Below are 17711 nucleotides of genomic sequence, written 5' to 3'. Positions count from 1 at the left end.
GCGTCAGGCGCGGATGATCAGGGAGGGATCGGCGGGCGGCGGCGCCTCGGTGCCGGCGCTGGCGGCGGCGAGGGCCAGCGTGTCGATCGTCGCCTGCCAGTAGGCGGCGTTGCGGGTCACGCGCAGGAGGCGCTCGTGCAGGCGCGCGGGCGTCAGCCGGGCGGGTTCGATACGGTCGGTCCAGATCCAGCCGCTGTCGTCGTCGAGCGCGACGATACCCATGCCCTGGCTCATCATGACGGCGTTGCGCATGGCCACGTAGCCGGCAAAGGCCTCCTGCGGCAGGGTCTCCGGCACATGGACATGCGCCTTGACCGCGAAGCCCGTCTCCTCGTCGCCCGCGACGATGCAGACCGGCACGTCGCCGAATTCGATCACGACCTCGCCGTCGGGGTCGAAGGCGAGATCGGGCAGTCCGATGGAAAGTCCATATTCCGCGAGGAGTTCGTCGCTGCCGCGGAAACGCTGGTGCATGTCAGGCATGGGGGCTCCGGCTTGTGGTGTTGAGACGAGGGCGAGACTAGGCAGGGCGGGCGGCCCGTCCTGTGCCGAGCGGCACGGAGCGGCTGCGTCGGGCGACACAGGGCGGGAAACGCCGGGCGTGGAACGAGGCGACGCGCCGGCCGTTCTCCTCGAAACGGAGGCCTACATGCCGAAATCGCCTGCAAGCGGGAACGAGCCCAGGGCGCTTCCCGACGACGCCAAGGACCGCAAGGCGCTGAAGCTTGCCGAGACGACGGACCTTTCGCAGGGGCAGGCGCGCGAGCTGATCGACAAGCACGGGATCGACAGTCCGGAGCTCGAGAAGGAAGCGAAGCGCTTCAAGGCCGAGGGCTGACCGCGCCGGGCAGGGGATATCCGCCGCATTCGCCGATCCGGCCCGCTTTGCGGCTTGCCTCTCTTGCGCCGAACCGCGAAGTTCGACGACAGGGATCGGGAAGGGGAGGCAAGCATGGCTGGAACGCGTGGCGCGAAAGCCGGAACGCTGGCCGCAGCCTTGGTAGGGGTGGTGCTTGCGGGTTGCACCGCACTGCCAGATTTCGCCGAGCACGACTACATCAGGATGGAGTCGCTCTTCTACACGGTGGAACAGGAGCTTTGCGAATCGCTTGCCCTGATCAAGAGCGAACCAGGAGTTTCGGCCAGGCTTCAGGAAGCGGGCGTGGCGATCGAAGGCCAGTACGCCAAGGTGACGGCGGGCCTTGATCTCGTGAAGGTGCTCGACGCGGCCGGAAACGCGAGTTTCGTCATTCCGGTCAACAATGGCGTCGCCGGTCTAGGCCTCGGCGCCACCAGCCGCCGCGTCAACTCCGTGCGCACCACCGTCTCGGTCTATTATCCCTTCGCGGAGCTCGAATGCTCCGGCCAGATCGCCAACCCGCCCGAGCGGATTGCCGGCGGGCTGGGGCTGAAGGAGTGGATCCTCAACACCACCGTCTCGCTGATCAACGTGCACGAGACGCCGGCCGCCTACTCCTACGATGTCAGCTTCGACGTCACGCGTGACGCGCGAGCTCGTCCGACGATCTCGCTGGCGACCTCGGGCTTCACGCTGATCGGCGGCGACCTTTCGCTCGGCGGCGCCCGCAAGCTCACGCACTGGCTGAGCGTCACCGTGCGTGACGTGGCGCTGATCGACGCGCCCGCCGGAAGCGGCGGCATTCCCACCGGCGTGCGGGATGCGCTCGACCGGGAGGAGGGGCTGGCCATCCTGCGTCGCGTCAAGGAATGAAACGTCATGTTGCGGCGCAATAGGCTTTGAGTTCGCCACGCGGGCGGGCTAGACCGGTCGGGAAACCGATCGCTCGCTGCCTTGGAGGTCGCATTGGCCGAACTGGACGAAGACGCCGCCGGCGGCACGGATCCGACTGAGGATCACGCCGAAATCTACAACGAAGAAGGCGTCATCCGTCCGTCCTACGTCGCCCATATCGGTGCGGCGATCGCCGACCGGGACATTCTGATCCTCAAGCAGGATGTCGCCAACCTGCACCAGTCGGAGCTTGGCGACCTGCTCGAGACGCTGCTTCCCGAGCAGCGGCGCGCGCTGGTTGAACTGCTCGGCAGCGACTTCGACTTCACCGCGCTCACCGAGGTGGACGAAGCGATCCGCATGCAGATCGTCGACGCGATGCCCAATGCGCAGATCGCGCAGGGCGTCCAGGAGCTCGATTCGGACGACGCGGTCTACATTCTGGAGGACCTCGACGAGGCCGACCAGAACGAGATCCTGGCTCAGCTTCCCTTCACCGAGCGCATCCGTCTGCGCCGCTCGCTGGGCTATCCGGAAGAATCGGCCGGCCGGCGCATGCAGACCGAGTTCGTCGCCGTGCCGCCGTTCTGGACGGTCGGGCAGACGATCGACTACATGCGCGAGGACCAGAACCTCCCGGAGCACTTCTTCCAGATCTTCGTCATCGACCCGACCTTCAAGCTGCTCGGCTCGGTCGACCTCGACAAGATCCTGCGCACCCAGCGCGCGGTGAAGATCGAGGAGGTGATGCACGAGACGCGCCATGCAATCCCGGCCACGATGGACCAGGAGGAGGCCGCGCGCGAGTTCGAGCAGTACGATCTGCTGTCGGCCGCCGTCGTCGACGAGAACGAGCGGCTCGTCGGCGTGCTCACCATCGATGACGTGGTCGACGTCATCCAGCAGGAGGCGGAAGAGGATCTGCTGCGCATGGGCGGCGTCGGCGACGAGGAACTGTCGGACAGCGTGATGTCGACCTCGCGTTCGCGCGTGCCCTGGCTGCTCGTCAATCTGGTGACCGCCTTCCTGGCCGCCTCGGTGATCAGCCTGTTCGACGCCACGATCGAGAAGGTGGTGGCGCTTGCCGTGCTGATGCCGATCGTCGCCGGCATGGGCGGCAATGCGGGGTCGCAGACCATGACGGTGACGGTGCGCGCGCTCGCCACCCGCGACCTCGACATCTACAATGCCTGGCGCATCATCCGCCGCGAGATGCTGGTCGGCCTGATCAACGGCGCGATCTTCGCGGTGCTGATCGGCGCCGTGGCGGGCACATGGTTCCAGTCGGTCTCGATCGGCGTCATCATCGGCGCCGCGATGATCGTCAACATGTTCGTCGCCGCGCTGGGCGGGATCCTGATCCCGCTGATGCTCGACCGCTTCAAGATCGACCCCGCCGTCGCGTCGGCCGTCTTCGTGACGACCGTCACCGACGTCGTCGGCTTCTTCGCCTTCCTCGGCCTCGCCACGCTCTGGTTCGGCTACGACTGAGGCTCAGCTCGGGTCGAGGCCGAAGCTCTCGAAGGTATCGGCATTGGGGCAGAACAGATGCGCGTTCTCGCGCGCCGTCCCCGCCTCCAGCTCCTCGGCGCAGCGGCCCTTCTCCTTGCAGCGCGAGCACAGCACGGAGACGTCGCGCAGAAGGCCGTCGTCTGCGAGTTCGCGCACGTCGACGCCGTAGGCATCCATCATCCGCTGCATCAGCCGGTTGGCGCCGGCGCCGTGCGAGATGACCTCCTTGAGGTCGGCGATCGAGAGGCCGGCCTCCGCGGCGATCTCGCCGGCCATGGCCGGATCCATCCGGTCGATCTCCCGTAGCGAGGCCACCGCGTCGCGATGTTCGCGCCATCGCCTGGCGACGGATTCCAGCATGTGGCGTATTCCGGTGCTGACGGCTGCCTGTGCGGACATGATGATCCTCCTTTTTGGCAGCGATGCTAGGAAACCGGCGCGCCGGCGCCTTGATCGAGATCAACGCCCGCGCCCACCCTGCAGCTGTGCCGAGGGGTTGCGCGGGGATGGCATTCACCGGCACGATGCGCTATCTGCACCGCACAATTCCCGTGCACATTCCCGGAACCCGAGCTTCATGGCCAAGGACACGTTCTACATCACGACCGCGATCAGCTATCCGAACGGCAAGCCGCATATCGGCCATGCCTACGAGATGATCGCGACGGATGCGATCGCGCGCTTCCAGCGCTGCGACGGCAAGGACGTGTACTTCCTCACCGGCACCGACGAGCACGGCATCAAGATGCTGCAGACGGCGCGCAAGGAAGGCCTGACCCCGCGCGAACTCGCCGATCGCAACGCGGCCGAGTTCAAGCGCATGGCGGCTGCGCTCGACATCTCCAACGACGACTTCATCCGCACCACCGAGGAACGCCACTATCGCTCCAGCCAGGCGATCTGGAAGGCGATGGCCGCCAATGGCGACATCTACAAGGACAGCTATGCCGGCTGGTACTCTGTGCGCGACGAAGCCTATTACGGCGAGGAGGAGACCGACGTCCGCGACGACGGCGTGCGCTACGGGCCGCAGGGCACCCCGGTGGAATGGGTGGAGGAGGAGAGCTACTTCTTCCGCCTCTCGGCCTATGGCGACCGGCTGCTCAAGCTCTACGAGGAGCATCCCGACTTCATCGCCCCGCCGGAGCGCCGCAACGAGGTCGTGAGCTTCGTGAAGCAGGGGCTGAAGGACCTGTCGGTCTCGCGCACCACCTTCGACTGGGGCGTGCCGGTGCCGGGCGACGAGAAGCATGTGATGTATGTCTGGGTCGACGCCTTGACCAACTACATCACCGGCGTCGGCTATCCGGATGCGGATGCGCCGCTGTGGCATCGCTGGCCGGCCGACATCCACGTCATCGGCAAGGACATCGTGCGCTTCCATGCCATCTACTGGCCGGCCTTCCTGATGTCGGCGGGCGTCGCGCTGCCGAAGCGCGTCTTCGGCCACGGCTTCGTCTTCAACCGCGGAGAGAAGATGTCGAAGTCGGTCGGCAACGTCATCGATCCCTTTGCGCTGGCCGAGCATTACGGGCTCGACCAGCTGCGCTATTTCCTGCTGCGCGACATCCCGTTCGGGCAGGACGGCAATTACAGCCACGAAGGCATCGTCACCCGCACCAATGCCGACCTCGCAAACGGCATCGGCAACCTGGCGCAGCGCTCGCTGTCGATGATCGCCAAGAACTGCGGCGGCGTGGTGCCGCAGAAGGGCACGCTGGCCGACGAGGATGCTGCGATCCTCGCCACCACTACGGAAGCGCTTGAGACGGCGCGCAAGGCGATGGCGTCGCAGGCGATCCACCAGGCGCTGGCGGCGGTGATCGCGGTCGTCGCCGAGGCCGACCGCTACTTCGCCGGCCAGGCGCCGTGGGGGCTGAAGAAGACCGATCCCGCGCGCATGGAGACGGTGCTGTGGACGACGGCCGAGGTGGTGCGCCGCATCGCGCTGATGCTGCAGCCCTACGTGCCGGGCTCTTCGGCGAAGCTGCTGGACCTTCTCGCCGTTCCGGCCGACAGACGCCTGTTCGCCCATGCCGGCGACGCCGACGCGCTGGTCCCTGGCACGCCGCTGCCGGCGCCCGCTGGCGTGTTCCCGCGCTATATCGAGCAGGAAATGGCGGGTGGCTGACGCCATGATCGTCGACAGCCACTGCCACCTCGACTTCCCGGATTTTTCCGCGGAACGCGACGCCGTCGTGGCGCGTGCGAAGGCGGCCGGCGTCGGCATGATGGTGACGATCTCGACCCGCGTGAAGCGCTTCGACGAGATCCGCGCCATCGCCGAGACCTATCCGAATGTCTGGTGCTCGGTCGGCACCCATCCGCACAATGCGGGCGAAGAGCGCGACGTCACGACAGACGAGCTCGTGCGGCTCTCGGCCCATCCGAAGGTCGTGGCGATCGGGGAGGCCGGTCTCGACTATTTCTACGACAAGGCGCCGCACGACGCGCAGGCCGAGGGCCTGCGCAGCCACATCGCGGCGGCCCGCCGGACCGGGTTGCCGCTCGTCATCCATTCGCGCGATGCCGACGAGGACATGGCGGCGATCCTGACCGAGGAAACGGGGAAGGGGGCCTTCCCCTTCGTGCTGCACTGCTTTTCGTCGGGCGCGGCGCTGGCCGAGACCGGGGTGGCGCTCGGCGGCTATGTCTCCTTCTCCGGCATCCTGACGTTCAGGAAATCCGACGAACTGCGCGAGATCGCAAGGAAAATCCCGCTCGACCGGCTTCTGGTCGAGACCGATTCTCCCTATCTCGCGCCGATGCCGCATCGCGGCCAGCGCAACGAGCCGGCCTATGTCGCGCACACCGCCCGCGTGCTCGCAGAAACGGTCGGACTTTCGCCGGAGGCGCTCGCGCGGCAGACGACGGAGAACTTCCTGCGGCTGTTTTCCAAGGTCGCTCCGCCCGCGGGCTTCGCCGCCTGATGCCGGGCGACGTCGTCCGCCTGACGATCCTCGGCTGCGGCTCGTCGCCGGGCGTGCCGCGCATCACCGGCGACTGGGGCAATTGCGACCCGGCCAATCCGAAGAACCTGCGCACCCGCGCGGCAGCCCTGGTGGAGCGCATCGCAGCCGACGGGCGGCGCACCACCGTGGTGATCGACACCGGCCCGGACTTCCGCGAGCAGATGATCCGCTCGGCGACGCGCCGGCTCGACGCCGCCGTCTTCACCCATCCGCACGCCGACCACATCCACGGCATCGACGATCTGCGCGGCTATGCGCTGGAGCAGCGCAGGCTGATGGAGGTCTATGCCGACAAGCCGACGCTCGACCGCCTGCACGACGCCTTCGGCTACTGCTTCCGCACGCCGCCGGGCAGTTCCTATCCGCCGATTCTCAACGCGCGCGCCATCGACCACGACACGCCGTTCACGATCGTCGGGGAGGGGGGTCCCCTCACCTTCGAGCCGCTGCCGCAGATCCATGGCGACATCCTCTCGCTCGGCTACCGCATCGGCGACGTCGCCTATTGCCCCGACGTGTCCGATTTTCCGTCCGAGACGGTCGCGCGGCTGGCCGGCGTCGACACGCTGGTCATCGACGCGCTGCAGCACAAGCCGCATCCCTCGCATTTGTCGCTCCAGCAGGCGCTGTCCTGGATCGAGCGGCTCGCGCCGCGCCGCGCCGTGCTCACCCACATGCACATTCCGCTCGACTACGAGAAGACGATGCGCGAGACGCCCGCGCATGTGGAGCCGGCCTATGATGGACTGGTGATCGAACAGGCGCTCTGAACGTGTTGATTTACATCGAATTTCGGGGGATTTCATGAGCAAGAGCATCGAACGGGTCCGCCAGGCGGCCGAAGCGGCGGGCCTGCCCATCGAAATCCGCCGCATGGGCGAATCGACGCGAACCGCCGAGGAAGCCGCGGCGCAATGCGGCGTATCGGTCGGCCAGATCGTCAAGTCGCTGATCTTCAAGGGCGAAACGACCGGCAAGCTGTATCTCTTCCTGGTGTCCGGCGACAAGCGGCTCGACGCTGCCCGGGCGGCGGCACTCACCGGCGAGACGCTCGGCCGTGCCGACCCGCGCGAGATCCGCGACCGCACCGGCTTCGCCATCGGCGGCGTTTCGCCGCTCGGCCACCTGGAGCCGATCGACGCCTTCGCCGACGAGACGCTGACCGGCTACGACATCGTCTGGGCGGCCGCCGGCGCGCATGACGCGGTGTTTTCCGCCGAGCCGAACGCGCTGCTTGCCGCAGCGGGCGCGACGGTGGCGGACGTGGCTGCGTAGGGCGTCACGGACCGCGATAGCTGTCGACGCGGCGTGGCACAGGCTGGAGCGTCCAGCGGGCCGACAGATCGGCCGATCGACGGACGGGAGAACGTGTCTGGCGCCGGTTTGGCAGGACCGACACTAACGCACAAGTTCCATAATCTATCTTATGCGGCAAACCGGGACTGAACCGGGAACGCCGCAGGAATCGCAGCCCCTGCCGACGCTTTAACGTCGAAAGGGAAACGCATGACGTGGAAACAGAAAATTGCGGTGAACCTGCTCCATCCGCTTATGTCGCGGGTGGGAACGGTCGCGGCAACTTACCTCGTCGCTTATGGTGCGACGGAAGCGCAGATCAACGAGATCGTGGCCGGCCTGACGGCCCTGATCCTCCTTGGCGTGGACCTCGTTCTCGCGCGCGTCTACCGTGATGCAGCCCTTGGGGATCGCCAGTAATGGCGATCCCTTGGGCTCCTATCATCGGTGCCGGGGCCTCGATTCTCGGCAAAATCTTCGGCGGCGGTTCGCAAAAGCAGACGTCCACCGTCGATTACGTCCAACTCGTGAAGAATGCCGAAAAGGCCGGATTCAATCCCTTGACCGCGCTCCGCAACGGCGGCGCGGCCGGCTTCACGACGACGTCAACCCCTGCCCTGTCGCCCATGGGCATTGCCGGCGAAGTCCTCGGCGGCGTCGGCAACTTCCTCCAGAACTTCGACCCGCTCGCGGATCAGAAGCGCGAGGCGGAATATCGCCTCGTCGAAGCCCAGATTGCCAACCTCGACGCGAGCACGTCGGCGCTAACGCGCCCCGGCTCGTTCAACGTTCCGGCTCGCACTGCCGGCAACGTCGAGCGGCGGCCTTCCGGCACGCCAGGGCAACTCTCCGCGCCGAATCCGGCCCGCTTTGGCGGTCCGTTGACGCCGGAGATTAAGACGCCCGAAGCAACGAATCCGTGGCATCGCAGCACCGGGGCGCTCATCGATCCGAACGCGCCGAACGCGTCCGTTTGGGAGGACCGATACGGAGAGCTTATCGGATCGGTGGCCGGCACGTTCGCGAATGTCTACGCCGACGGGAAGCGCAATTTCGAAGAATACGCGCTGCCCGCCCTCGCCGACTGGCCCACTCCTTATGAGTGGTGGACGGGCACCGGTAAGCGGGACCGGCTGCGGCCCAACTAGGCCGCAATTGCCACTATCGCGGCAAGCACAAGCGCTCCGCCGATCAGGAAAACGTAAGCCAGAAACAAGAACGCTGCGACGTTCAAAGCGAGCCGGATCATGGCGAAGACCTCCAACAAAAAGCGGTGCGGCGCGTGCATGCGCCGCCGCGCGAAACTTAGACAGTTTCTCAAACGGTTCAAGAAAGGACCAACGAAGTGAAAGCTCCTAATTCGATCCAGAACAACCGCATGGCGGTTAACCCGCTCGTCGCGCCCCGCACCATGCGCCGCCAGACGGCGCGGGGTATTACCTCCCTCCCCGCCGGCAAGATGGTTCCCATCGCCGCGTTCCCGCTGCTCCGCGAGGACGCGGTCCGCTCTGGCCGGCTCCGGTTCTCCTTTGAGTCGATGGAGACGGCCGAAATCCTGATGAACGCCATCAACGTCAACGTGAAGGCGTATCTCGTCCCGAACCTTGCCCTTGAGCGGTTCAACGGCTCCATGGACCAGTTGAACCTGTCCTACGAAGGCAAGCCGCCGCTCGACGGCGAGGCAGTCGTCCCTTTCATCGAGACCGCCGCGTTCGGCGCGCACAACGCGAACAAGGTCTATCAGTATCTCGGCCTGCATGGCCGGACGACCCAGCTGGTGAACACGGCCTATCTCGAGGCCTATAACCAGATATGGAACTTCCGCGCCAAGAACCGCTCGCCGAAGCTGACGCTGCGGGCGCGGCTCGCGACCGACCTAGCTCCGGCCTTCTGGTCGCATGATATGTTCAAGCATATCGTGCCGAACTTCGACCAAGCCGTGATCGATGGCGAAGTTCCGCTGAACGTTGTGAACAGCCTCCTGCCGGTGCGAGGCATCGGTCGGCTTAATCCGGGCTCGCCATCGGCGGAAGTCAATGGCGTAGTGAAGGAAACCGCCCGGACCAATCCGACCTATGCGAAGCATCAGGGCACCGACAACGACAATCGGATCACGATCGAACTCGATAGCACGGCGACCATCCCGCAGATTTTTGCGGAGATGCAGACGAACGGGATTACCGTGAGCCTCTCCAACATCGAACTCGCGCGCAAAACGCAGGCATTCGCCCGGCTCCGGGAGCAGTACAACCAACATGAGGACTGGGTGATCAATCTTCTTATGGATGCGATCACCATTCCGGACCAGTTCTACAAGCAGCCCATGCTGCTCGCCGAAAAGAGCACCATCTTCGGCATGTCCAAGCGTTACGCGTCGGACTCCGGCAACCTGACCGAAAGCGTCACCAACGGCGCCACGTTCGTGGACATGTCGATTCAGCTTCCGCGGATCGGCGTCGGCGGAATCATCATGATCGTCGCCGAGATCACGCCGGATCAGCTTTTCGAGCGGCAGGAAGACCCCTACCTCGCGGCCCAGTCGGTCGCGGACCTGCCGCAGTACCTGCGCGACACCCTCGACCCGGAAAAAGTCGATATCGTCAAGAATGGCCGGATCGACGTCGATCACACGACGCCGGATGCAACCTTCGGCTATGAGCCGCTGAACGCGCGGTGGAACATCAACATCCCGCGCGTCGGCGGGCGTTTCTACCGCCCCGAAGTCGATGCCTCGTTTGACGAGGATCGGCAACGCATCTGGGCCGTCGAGACGGCCAACCCGGTCCTCGGCACGGATTTCTATCTGTGCACGAACATTCACACCAAGCCCTTCGTGGTGACCAACCAAGACCCGTTCGAGGTGGTCACTCAGGGCGAAGTGTTCATCGAAGGGAACACGGTGTTCGGCGGTCACCTGATCGAGGCGACCGACGATTACCAGAAGGTGATCGAGGTCGCTCCGCAGGAGCGCATCGAGCAGCCGGAATAACTCGTCGCAACCCCTGCCCCGTAGTGGCCGGGCCACTACGGGCAACCTCGAAGAGGAAAAAAACGATGACTATCAAGTTGAACGATCTCAACCGGTGGTGCTGGCTCGACGCGCAAAAGGCGCTCGTCCTCGAAGGCACGCGGGAACGCCGCGTGCGGCTCCATTTCAATCCCGAGGAGCCAACCCGCGTCTACCTCCTCCAGCCGGAAGAGCAGCGCTTTCTTGCCTGCGTCATGCCCGGCGATGTCCGGACGGTCGAATTCTCTGCCGCCGGAACGCTCCGGATCGTGGTCGACGTTCGGAATACCGGCGGCGTGTGGATGCACACATCCGAGACCGAACCGACCTTCTTCGAAGTGCCGGACCCGGTGATTTTCACCGAGCTGGCCCAGCGACGGCACCGCAATCCGGAGTTGGAGGAAATGATGTACCGCATGCAGCTGAACGTTGAACGGCGTCTGGCGCAGCAGGCAGAGGAACACGCCGCGCACCTCGCGGCCATCAAGAGGATGTCCGACCATGGAAGACCCGCAGAACAGCCGGCCGACGCTCCGCGAGCGGCTGATGAGTCTCGTGCAGGCAAAGTACGCGCACCGAAGCCCGCCGGCGTATCCGGCTCCGAAAAGGGCGGAAGCAAGGACGGAGGCGAGCAGCCGGGCGACGACGGAGACGGAACCACCGGTTCTGTCTGATCCGGGCTACGACCATCCCACCGTTCCGGGCCTCGGCCCGGACGCGTACGCGGACGAAGTCCTGCGGATGGTCGACCGGCCCTTTTGCTTTTCCGAGAAATACGGAGAGCAACAGGGCCGGGCGGATCGCCTCGGCGCACAGCCCGAAATCCTCGATTTCGAGCGCGCGCTGATCAAGCGTGCCTTCAAGCTGGGTATCCCCCTGTTCGCGCATTGCGTGAACCGGGGGAGCGCTGAGCAAAACCGGCTCTACCGGCTCCGCCGATCAAAGGCGCGAGCCGGCGAAAGCCCGCACAACTTCGGTGCGGCCGTGGACATCGTTCACGGCATCAAGGCGTGGGCGCTCACGCGTCGCCAGTGGCAGATTATCGGCCACCTCGGCAAAGAGATCGCCACCCAGCGCGGCCTCGCCGTCGTCTGGGGCGGCGACTGGGAGTTCTACGACCCAGCCCATTGGGAACTCGCCAACTGGCGAGAAATCCGCGCCCGGTACTCCGAAGACCTCGGCTTCGACGGGCGCTGAACGCCCCACAGAAACAAAGCGCCTCGCGCGGGAAAGCCCGCGCGGGACGCTGCGGGCTGTCGAGCAATTCCAAAGAATTGCGAGACGCCCGCCCCACACATCCCTTGGCCTAATGTGCATTTATTGACACGGAACGAGACCGGAGACGGCCCATGTGCCTCGAACCTACCAAAATCGCAGATGTCGGCTTCGTTGCGTGTCGAAAATGCTGGCAATGTCAGGAACGCAAAGTCGATGACTGGGTGGGACGCAACATTGCCGAAAGTAAAACCGCCACGGCCTCGAATTTCATAACGCTGACCTATGGTCGCGATCTGACGCTCGGTACGATCGATCACCTTCGGGCGGCGGTTCTTACCTATTCAGATGTCCAGAAATATCTCAAGCTTCTGCGCCGCCATGGGTTCCCCATGCGTTATTTCGTCGTGGGCGAACACGGTTCCCGTAAGGGCCGTGCCCACTGGCACATCGTCATCTACTGGCAGGGCGAAGTCCCTCCGTACGAGCTCCGCGAGAACTTCATGGAAGACCATTGGCCGCATGGCTGGTCGTACTGGGACGAAGTCGGACCGGCAACGGTCCGCTACGCCTGCAAGTATCTTGCGAAGGATTTTGACGACCCGGCTAAGCAGGTGTTTGGCCCGATCCCTTCTCGAATGCCCCCGCTCGGGGACGAGTATTTCCGGCGGCTTGCCGCCCAATATGTCGAAGCCGGTTTGCCGCTGCAGAATCTGTTCTACTCGTTTCCCGAGGTTCGCCGGGTGCCTCACGGTACCAGGGCGAAAACTGCCAAGGGCCTGCGCGACTCCGCGCGGCCGATCCAGTTCCGGTTATCCGGAACCTCGGCAGAGAATTACTGCCGCTACTATGTCGAGGGCTGGCGGGAGCGCTACGGCGACGACCCGCCCGCTTCCGAATTGATCTGGGAGTTTCATCACCGGGGGCTGAAGCGCTACCTCGAATCTGTCGCCCAGCCGACGTTCAACGGTCGCGCATTCGTGGTGAAGCCGCTCGCCCCGCCGCCCGGCGGCACGCCGATCCGGCAGTCCGAAACGGATAACTGCTGGGTGTCGGACGTGGGCCAAACCCGCCTCTACTTTCTGCGCGACGATGAAGGAGAATGGACATGGCGCGAAAAAGGAAAAACTCAAGCGGAAGCCCAGCCGGCAACGGCCAGCGACCGCTATCGCAAGCGAAGTTGTGGGGAGTAAATCCCCTACCTTCGCCCCTCGCCTTCCTCCCGGCCCCTAGCGCAGCCCTCCTGCGTAGCGCTCTGGTCCGGACAGCTTCCAAAGGCCCGGCGTACAGCCGGCGGGAAGCTCTCATCCAAAAACACAACGCCTCTGTGTCCCGCATGCCTGCGAACTTGGAACGGGACACGCCACGCTCAAACCTCCGCCTATCAAGCACAAAGGAACATGCCGACCGGCATTCGGCTACGCCGCGTGACTACCCAACGTGCAAGAAAAGGCCGGAGTCCAACAAGCGCAAAGGCGGTGCCTCTGGAACGGCGAAAAGGTTCGTCCCATGGTGCGACCGCTGACCCGGCGTCATCAGACGCCGTAGCTCGCCCGATCCGGCAACCGTCGGTCGGGGACAACCTCTAACCTATCAATCGGGCCGGCGTAGCCCGTCAGTGTAGTGGAGCCGGCCCGATCTTCTCTGGAAGGGAGAGGGGACCCTATCGCCGAAGGCGAGGGGGAGAACCGTAGGTTCTCGTTGCGGAGGGGGGGCCCCCGTGGGGGGAACCGCTCGAAGAGGGGTTCCCGACCTCCTCACAGAAAAAAATGCGACGGCAGTTGACACCCTCCCCCCAAATCAGCGTATCGCTGTTGTGTCAGTAAGTGGCTGAGATTCCAGACTCTATCTTATGCGGCATACCCATGCGATATAATGTCAGCCTTCCGCCGGCACGGTTATGCACGATGGCTCGCCAGCATCATGCGAACCGCTATTCCGACGCGTTCAGCGACGTCATGTCGACTTCGTGCCCACAATGACCTGAGCAATTGTTCGGGCACCATCTCATCGAATTTCGCTGACTGGAGGTTCTCGACGAACTCCGCGACCTGATCGATATCAGGCGGTCTGTTCGAGATTTGTCTCATGATGGCCTGCACCACGTCCGGCTGGGTATCAAGGACAGTCACGCCCACGTCGAGGATTGCGCAGTCGAGGCCTGCCGAGGCAAATGCGAAGCCGAGCACTGTGTTCACGTCACTGCCGTGCCACGTGAAAGCGTGCGTGTCTTTCCCGGCGGGAACCAGGCACCCGGAATCGAGTCCAAACTGGCGAAACGCCAGCCTGCCCTCCGAAAGGTACTCTTTCGCGGCATTGTCCAAGAAGCCGGGGTCCGAGGCGTCCTGCAGGACTGCTCGCATCTCCGCCGACAACCGATCGTGGACAGGCTCGTTCACAACGTTGTCGAAATTGGGAATCTTCCCGGAGCGGTGATGTACGACTTGGAGGACCTTGCCACGGTCATCGACCGTCTCGATCCGCCAGCGCCGTCCCGCGAAGGCGATGACGACGCCGACGCCGACCGGGTTGGAGATCGGAATGGTGCCGAGCAGGTGTCCTGCCGCAACCAGACGCCACTCTTCGTCCGTAGAGAAGATGGCGTAGAAGTCGCGTGACGCCGTGAGCCTTTCTCCCCCTTCGCCCAGCATGATGGTCCCGTCGGGAGCTTGCTCGACGAGGCGATGTTCCGTGGAAGCCATGCCTCGCAGCAACTGTGCGTAGTCGGCTTTTGTCAGTGGCGATAACGGGCCGGATGAGCAAAGGATCTGGTAGAGCGCGCCGGCCGTAGTTCCCCCCTCCTGCGTAATCACCGAGAGCGTCTGATGCAGCGCGACGGTGGCGACCGCTGCATCGATCGACGGTGGCTCGACGAAGCGCTCCACCAGAAGGCGAACGGCCGCGACTGCCCGGACGGTCTCAAGGCGCAGATGGTCCACCGGGTCGGCCCCCTTGCCCAGAAGGCGCTCCCGCACATAGATCCTGAGGACGGCAGGAACACCGCGTCTTCTGCCGCTTCGGCCAAGTCGCTGTCGCAGGGACGATAGAGATCGTGGCGCGCCGACCTGCGCCACAGACTTTATGGACCCGATGTCGATACCCAGCTCCAGCGTCGTGGTCGCGATACCCGTCGTCGGCAGGTCGCCCTTCTTCAAACGGTCTTCCAGTTCTTCGCGAAGCTCCTTGGAGAGGCTGCCGTGATGGGGGTAGAACTCGTTCGGAACCGAGGTCTTTTCCGATCTCGTGCGAAGCCGATCCGCAAGCGCCTCGACCCGTTTTCGCGATCCCGCGAACACCAGGTTGTTCGCCCCCCTGAGGACCGAGAACATATGATCGGCAATCAGGTCCAGCGCGACCGGCCGCTCTTCTGCCTCAAGCCCGTCGGCGTCCTCCACTTCCTCGGGGTCGCTGTATGCCCTGACTTGAAGCCTGAGCTCCGGCGAGTCCGTGGTCGATTCTACCACCCTCACATTTTCCGGCTGACCGGGATTTAGCCAGCGGGCGGCGACAGCAAGGTCGCCGATGGTTGCCGACAGGCCGATCCGCCGCGCGGGCTTGGCGGACAGGGCATCGATACGGCGAAGAAGGCTCGCCAGATGGAGCCCTCGCGGGCCCTTGAGAAAGGCGTGCAACTCGTCGATGACGATGAAGTCCAGCGACCCCAGCATGGCCTTCGCGTCTCCGGGCCGCCGGATCAGCATGGCTTCGATGGATTCCGGCGTGATCAGGACCACCCCACGGGGATCACGTCGGGCGCGCTGCTTCGCTGACTGCGGCGCGTCGCCGTGCCAGCGGACGGTATCGATCTCCAGTCGCTCGGTGAGTTTATCAAGCCGCCGAAATTGATCGTTGATGAGGGCCTTCAGCGGGCTGACGTACAAGACCGAGAAACCTCTGCCCTTTCGATCGGCAACCTTCGTAAGCACGGGCAGGAATGCCGCTTCGGTCTTGCCCGCAGCTGTCGAGGCGGCGATCAGAACGTCCGTGTCGGTGTCGAGGACCGCGGAGATCGCTCGGTCCTGGACATCCCTCAGTTCTTCCCACTTCTGCTCCCATATCCAGCGCCGGATTTCAGGGTGCAGCCTGTCGAATCCGGCCGCGTCAGAGCCGGATCGAGGCAAGTTCGTCGTCTCCACCGTCACTCGTCTGGTCTCCATCCCCCTGCCCGCCCGCCTCGGCGTCAGGAGCTATTTCGACCCGTCCGACCAGGTCATGCCACTGCGTCCCTGGGTTCTGCTCGAGCACAGCCAGGAACTGAACAAACGCCTTGATCGTGTTCCTGGGTGTCCGGAAGTATGCTTCGCCAACGTGGCGGTTGCAGTGGTCCATGAAAGCGGGGAGCGCCTCGTCGGGCACGAGGTAAGCAGCGGTATCGCCGGATGCGAACACAAGGCGGATGTTCGATAGTAGGATCATCAGATCTTCAGGCGTGAGGCTCTGAAGCCGCAGGACCGGGCCGGAAAGATCAACCAGCCCACCCTGCGCGAAGGCATTCTCGGACAGGCGGGACTGAAGCGCCGCATAGCTGTAAAGCCCGCGGCGCGTGTCCATGAGGAACTCGGGCGTTCCGCCGAAAACGAATCCGATCCCTCCGAAATTGCCCTGCAGAACGTCGTTCAGCATCCGCAGGATCTGCTCGAAATTCTGGTTTCGGGCCTGGCTGCTCTGAAGCTTGTACAGGTTCACCATTTCGTCGAAGACGACCAGCAGTCCGGAGTACCCGGCGAGCTTAACGAAGGCCGCCAGGAGCTTGAGGGCGTCGTAGACACCGTCGTCGTCGATGATGTTGCGCACTCCCAACGACTGGCGCGCCTCCGTCTTGGTGGAGAACTCGCCGCGCAGCCATCTGAGCGCTGACGCCTTGAGGATCTCGTCGCCCTCCTCGCTTCCCCGCCAGTAAGCCTTCAGCACGGTGGCGTAGTCGTAGCCACCGATATGTTCCTGCAGGTGGGCCAGCCGCTCGTCGATCACAGTCTCCACAGGCCGCGCCTTCTGGCCGGCCTCGTTCATACAGTCCGTGACGAAACGCTCGACCACGCTGGCCAGTGCTCCTCCGTCGGGCTTGGTCCGCGTCGCCATGTTCCTGACGGACTCAGCGTAAAGCCCCCTCGCCTGTCCTGCCGATGCGTGTATACGGCGGTCGGGGGCAAGGTCCGCGTGGATGGTGACGCACTTCCGCTCAAGAGCGATAAGTCTTATCAAGTTCAGGAAGAAGGTCTTCCCGGCGCCGTACTCGCCGATGACGAAACGGATTGCGGCTCCACCATCGGCGAGGCGATCAATGTCCCTGACGAGCGCCCCGACCTCGGCTGCCCGGCCGACCTGCACGTGTCGCAACCCAGTCCGCGGCACCACACCGGCTGCCAGCGCCTGGAGGATGACATCACGGTCCCGGGGCTTGATGTGAGTGGCCTTGGTCATTCTGCTGCTTCTGCCTCTCGCAATGCCTCACGGAGATGATCTGGTATCGTCACCCGCTCGTCTTCCTCGATCAGGGCTTCATCAAATCGATCGAAACCCCAGTCATTTATCCGTTCGATCGCCCCGTCAGGCAACAGCCGGAGCCCCTTCGCGACGTCATCAAGTTCGGCCCGATCAAGCCCATCGTCCGCGAGCAGTCGGTCGAGTAGCGCAGAATGCGCAGCATCCAGCCCCGGGAACCGCGCGACGTTCCCGCCGACAGGCGCAGAGTTGGCTGACTCCGAAGGCCGGACGAGGCCCTACCATGCGCCGACTTAGGTGGAGGCCGAGCCACGGCCCGTTCGGTTGGACACGCACGGGGCGTGCCTCGTCCTGCCCGATGGTGCGGATGCCCTTCGCGTGAAAACACGTTGGCTTTCCGTCTCATGGCGGCTCGATCTTCTCCGGAGATGGTGGCCGTAGCGTTTCCGCTTCGTCACGCAGCACCGGTCCGCGTCTTGCGCGGAAGATCTCCGGCGAGGCATCCGGACGTCCC

The 17711-nt window shown here is 64.4% G+C and carries 18 protein-coding genes; 13 read left to right on the top strand and 5 right to left on the bottom strand.

Translation table 11 applies throughout. The features are described from left to right. Positions 1-3 precede the first annotated feature (3 nt). Positions 4-483, bottom strand: coding sequence for a type III secretion system chaperone (locus tag N1F91_RS25830; protein WP_289996417.1), 480 nt, complete (start codon positions 481-483; stop codon positions 4-6). Positions 484-601: 118 nt separating this feature from the next. Here N1F91_RS25830 and N1F91_RS25825 point away from each other — a divergent pair, with 118 nt between their 5' ends. From N1F91_RS25825 to mgtE, 3 genes are all read left to right on the top strand, one after another. Next, positions 602-838: a hypothetical protein gene (locus N1F91_RS25825; protein WP_289996416.1), complete on the top strand. Its 237-nt coding sequence runs from the start codon at positions 602-604 to the stop codon at positions 836-838. Positions 839-952: 114 nt separating this feature from the next. Beyond that, positions 953-1732: a hypothetical protein gene (locus N1F91_RS25820; protein WP_289996414.1), complete on the top strand. Its 780-nt coding sequence runs from the start codon at positions 953-955 to the stop codon at positions 1730-1732. Between the two features lie 93 nt (positions 1733-1825). Beyond that, positions 1826-3244, top strand: a complete 1419-nt coding sequence (mgtE, locus tag N1F91_RS25815) for a magnesium transporter (protein WP_289996412.1) — start codon at positions 1826-1828, stop codon at positions 3242-3244. A gap of 3 nt (positions 3245-3247) precedes the next feature. Here mgtE and N1F91_RS25810 read toward each other — a convergent pair whose 3' ends face one another. Continuing rightward, the gene (locus N1F91_RS25810; protein ID WP_289996410.1) at positions 3248-3664 is read right to left on the bottom strand and encodes a DUF6455 family protein; all 417 of its coding nucleotides are present in this window, start codon (positions 3662-3664) and stop codon (positions 3248-3250) included. 178 nt (positions 3665-3842) lie between these two features. On the opposite strand from N1F91_RS25810, the gene metG reads away from it, so the two are divergent. The 10 genes from metG (at position 3843) to N1F91_RS25760 (ending at position 12948) form a co-directional block, all read left to right on the top strand. Then, positions 3843-5396, top strand: a complete 1554-nt coding sequence (metG, locus tag N1F91_RS25805; protein WP_289996409.1) for a methionine--tRNA ligase — start codon at positions 3843-3845, stop codon at positions 5394-5396. Between the two features lie 4 nt (positions 5397-5400). Next, positions 5401-6195: a TatD family hydrolase gene (locus N1F91_RS25800; RefSeq protein WP_289996444.1), complete on the top strand. Its 795-nt coding sequence runs from the start codon at positions 5401-5403 to the stop codon at positions 6193-6195. Beyond that, positions 6195-7007 (top strand): MBL fold metallo-hydrolase, encoded by an 813-nt coding sequence (locus tag N1F91_RS25795; RefSeq protein ID WP_289996408.1) that lies wholly within the window; start codon positions 6195-6197, stop codon positions 7005-7007. The genes N1F91_RS25800 and N1F91_RS25795 overlap by 1 nt, the downstream gene beginning before the upstream one ends. 34 nt (positions 7008-7041) lie before the next feature. Continuing rightward, positions 7042-7512, top strand: coding sequence for a YbaK/EbsC family protein (locus N1F91_RS25790; protein ID WP_289996406.1), 471 nt, complete (start codon positions 7042-7044; stop codon positions 7510-7512). Between the two features lie 231 nt (positions 7513-7743). Beyond that, positions 7744-7953 carry a hypothetical protein gene (locus N1F91_RS25785; protein ID WP_289996405.1) on the top strand — a complete coding sequence of 70 codons (210 nt, stop codon included), beginning with the start codon at positions 7744-7746 and terminating at the stop codon, positions 7951-7953. Next, positions 7953-8681: a hypothetical protein gene (locus tag N1F91_RS25780; protein WP_289996403.1), complete on the top strand. Its 729-nt coding sequence runs from the start codon at positions 7953-7955 to the stop codon at positions 8679-8681. The genes N1F91_RS25785 and N1F91_RS25780 overlap by 1 nt, the downstream gene beginning before the upstream one ends. Before the next feature lie 197 nt (positions 8682-8878). Then, complete coding sequence (locus tag N1F91_RS25775) at positions 8879-10522, top strand: hypothetical protein (protein ID WP_289996402.1); 1644 nt, start codon at positions 8879-8881, stop codon at positions 10520-10522. Between the two features lie 65 nt (positions 10523-10587). Further along, the gene (locus tag N1F91_RS25770; RefSeq protein WP_289996401.1) at positions 10588-11214 is read left to right on the top strand and encodes a hypothetical protein; all 627 of its coding nucleotides are present in this window, start codon (positions 10588-10590) and stop codon (positions 11212-11214) included. A 67-nt stretch (positions 11215-11281) separates the two neighbouring features. Beyond that, positions 11282-11737, top strand: a complete 456-nt coding sequence (locus N1F91_RS25765) for a M15 family metallopeptidase (RefSeq protein ID WP_289996400.1) — start codon at positions 11282-11284, stop codon at positions 11735-11737. 152 nt (positions 11738-11889) lie between these two features. Further along, positions 11890-12948 carry a hypothetical protein gene (locus tag N1F91_RS25760; RefSeq protein ID WP_289996399.1) on the top strand — a complete coding sequence of 353 codons (1059 nt, stop codon included), beginning with the start codon at positions 11890-11892 and terminating at the stop codon, positions 12946-12948. Between the two features lie 705 nt (positions 12949-13653). On the opposite strand, the gene N1F91_RS25755 is transcribed toward N1F91_RS25760, so the two are convergent. From N1F91_RS25755 to N1F91_RS25745, 3 genes are read right to left on the bottom strand one after another with little or no spacing between them, the layout of a single operon-like run. Further along, entirely contained in the window at positions 13654-15897 is a 2244-nt protein-coding gene (locus tag N1F91_RS25755) for a DEAD/DEAH box helicase (protein WP_289996398.1), read from the bottom strand. Next, positions 15857-17176 (bottom strand): ATP-binding protein, encoded by a 1320-nt coding sequence (locus tag N1F91_RS25750; protein WP_289996397.1) that lies wholly within the window; start codon positions 17174-17176, stop codon positions 15857-15859. The genes N1F91_RS25755 and N1F91_RS25750 overlap by 41 nt, the downstream gene beginning before the upstream one ends. Further along, a complete protein-coding gene (locus tag N1F91_RS25745) occupies positions 17173-17406 on the bottom strand; it encodes a tellurite resistance TerB C-terminal domain-containing protein (protein ID WP_289996441.1) in 234 nt (77 codons plus the stop codon). Before N1F91_RS25745 ends, N1F91_RS25750 begins: the two co-directional genes overlap by 4 nt. Positions 17407-17711 lie beyond the last annotated feature (305 nt).

This window comes from Aquibium sp. ELW1220 (assembly GCF_030398385.1).
Lineage (GTDB): Bacteria > Pseudomonadota > Alphaproteobacteria > Rhizobiales > Rhizobiaceae > Aquibium.
The sequence above is the reverse complement of the archived record's forward strand: the minus strand, read 5'-3'. Positions and strand labels throughout refer to the sequence as shown.

Coding starts and splice junctions, on each gene's coding strand:
- N1F91_RS25790 (WP_289996406.1), top strand. CDS start 7,042: ATGAGCAAGAGCATCGAACGGGTCCGCCAGGCGGCCGAAGCGGCGGGC.
- N1F91_RS25800 (WP_289996444.1), top strand. CDS start 5,401: ATGATCGTCGACAGCCACTGCCACCTCGACTTCCCGGATTTTTCCGCG.
- N1F91_RS25830 (WP_289996417.1), bottom strand. CDS start 483: ATGCCTGACATGCACCAGCGTTTCCGCGGCAGCGACGAACTCCTCGCG.
- N1F91_RS25780 (WP_289996403.1), top strand. CDS start 7,953: ATGGCGATCCCTTGGGCTCCTATCATCGGTGCCGGGGCCTCGATTCTC.
- N1F91_RS25810 (WP_289996410.1), bottom strand. CDS start 3,664: ATGTCCGCACAGGCAGCCGTCAGCACCGGAATACGCCACATGCTGGAA.
- N1F91_RS25750 (WP_289996397.1), bottom strand. CDS start 17,176: ATGACCAAGGCCACTCACATCAAGCCCCGGGACCGTGATGTCATCCTC.
- N1F91_RS25760 (WP_289996399.1), top strand. CDS start 11,890: ATGTGCCTCGAACCTACCAAAATCGCAGATGTCGGCTTCGTTGCGTGT.
- N1F91_RS25795 (WP_289996408.1), top strand. CDS start 6,195: ATGCCGGGCGACGTCGTCCGCCTGACGATCCTCGGCTGCGGCTCGTCG.
- N1F91_RS25765 (WP_289996400.1), top strand. CDS start 11,282: ATGGTCGACCGGCCCTTTTGCTTTTCCGAGAAATACGGAGAGCAACAG.
- metG (WP_289996409.1), top strand. CDS start 3,843: ATGGCCAAGGACACGTTCTACATCACGACCGCGATCAGCTATCCGAAC.
- N1F91_RS25785 (WP_289996405.1), top strand. CDS start 7,744: ATGACGTGGAAACAGAAAATTGCGGTGAACCTGCTCCATCCGCTTATG.
- N1F91_RS25820 (WP_289996414.1), top strand. CDS start 953: ATGGCTGGAACGCGTGGCGCGAAAGCCGGAACGCTGGCCGCAGCCTTG.
- N1F91_RS25770 (WP_289996401.1), top strand. CDS start 10,588: ATGACTATCAAGTTGAACGATCTCAACCGGTGGTGCTGGCTCGACGCG.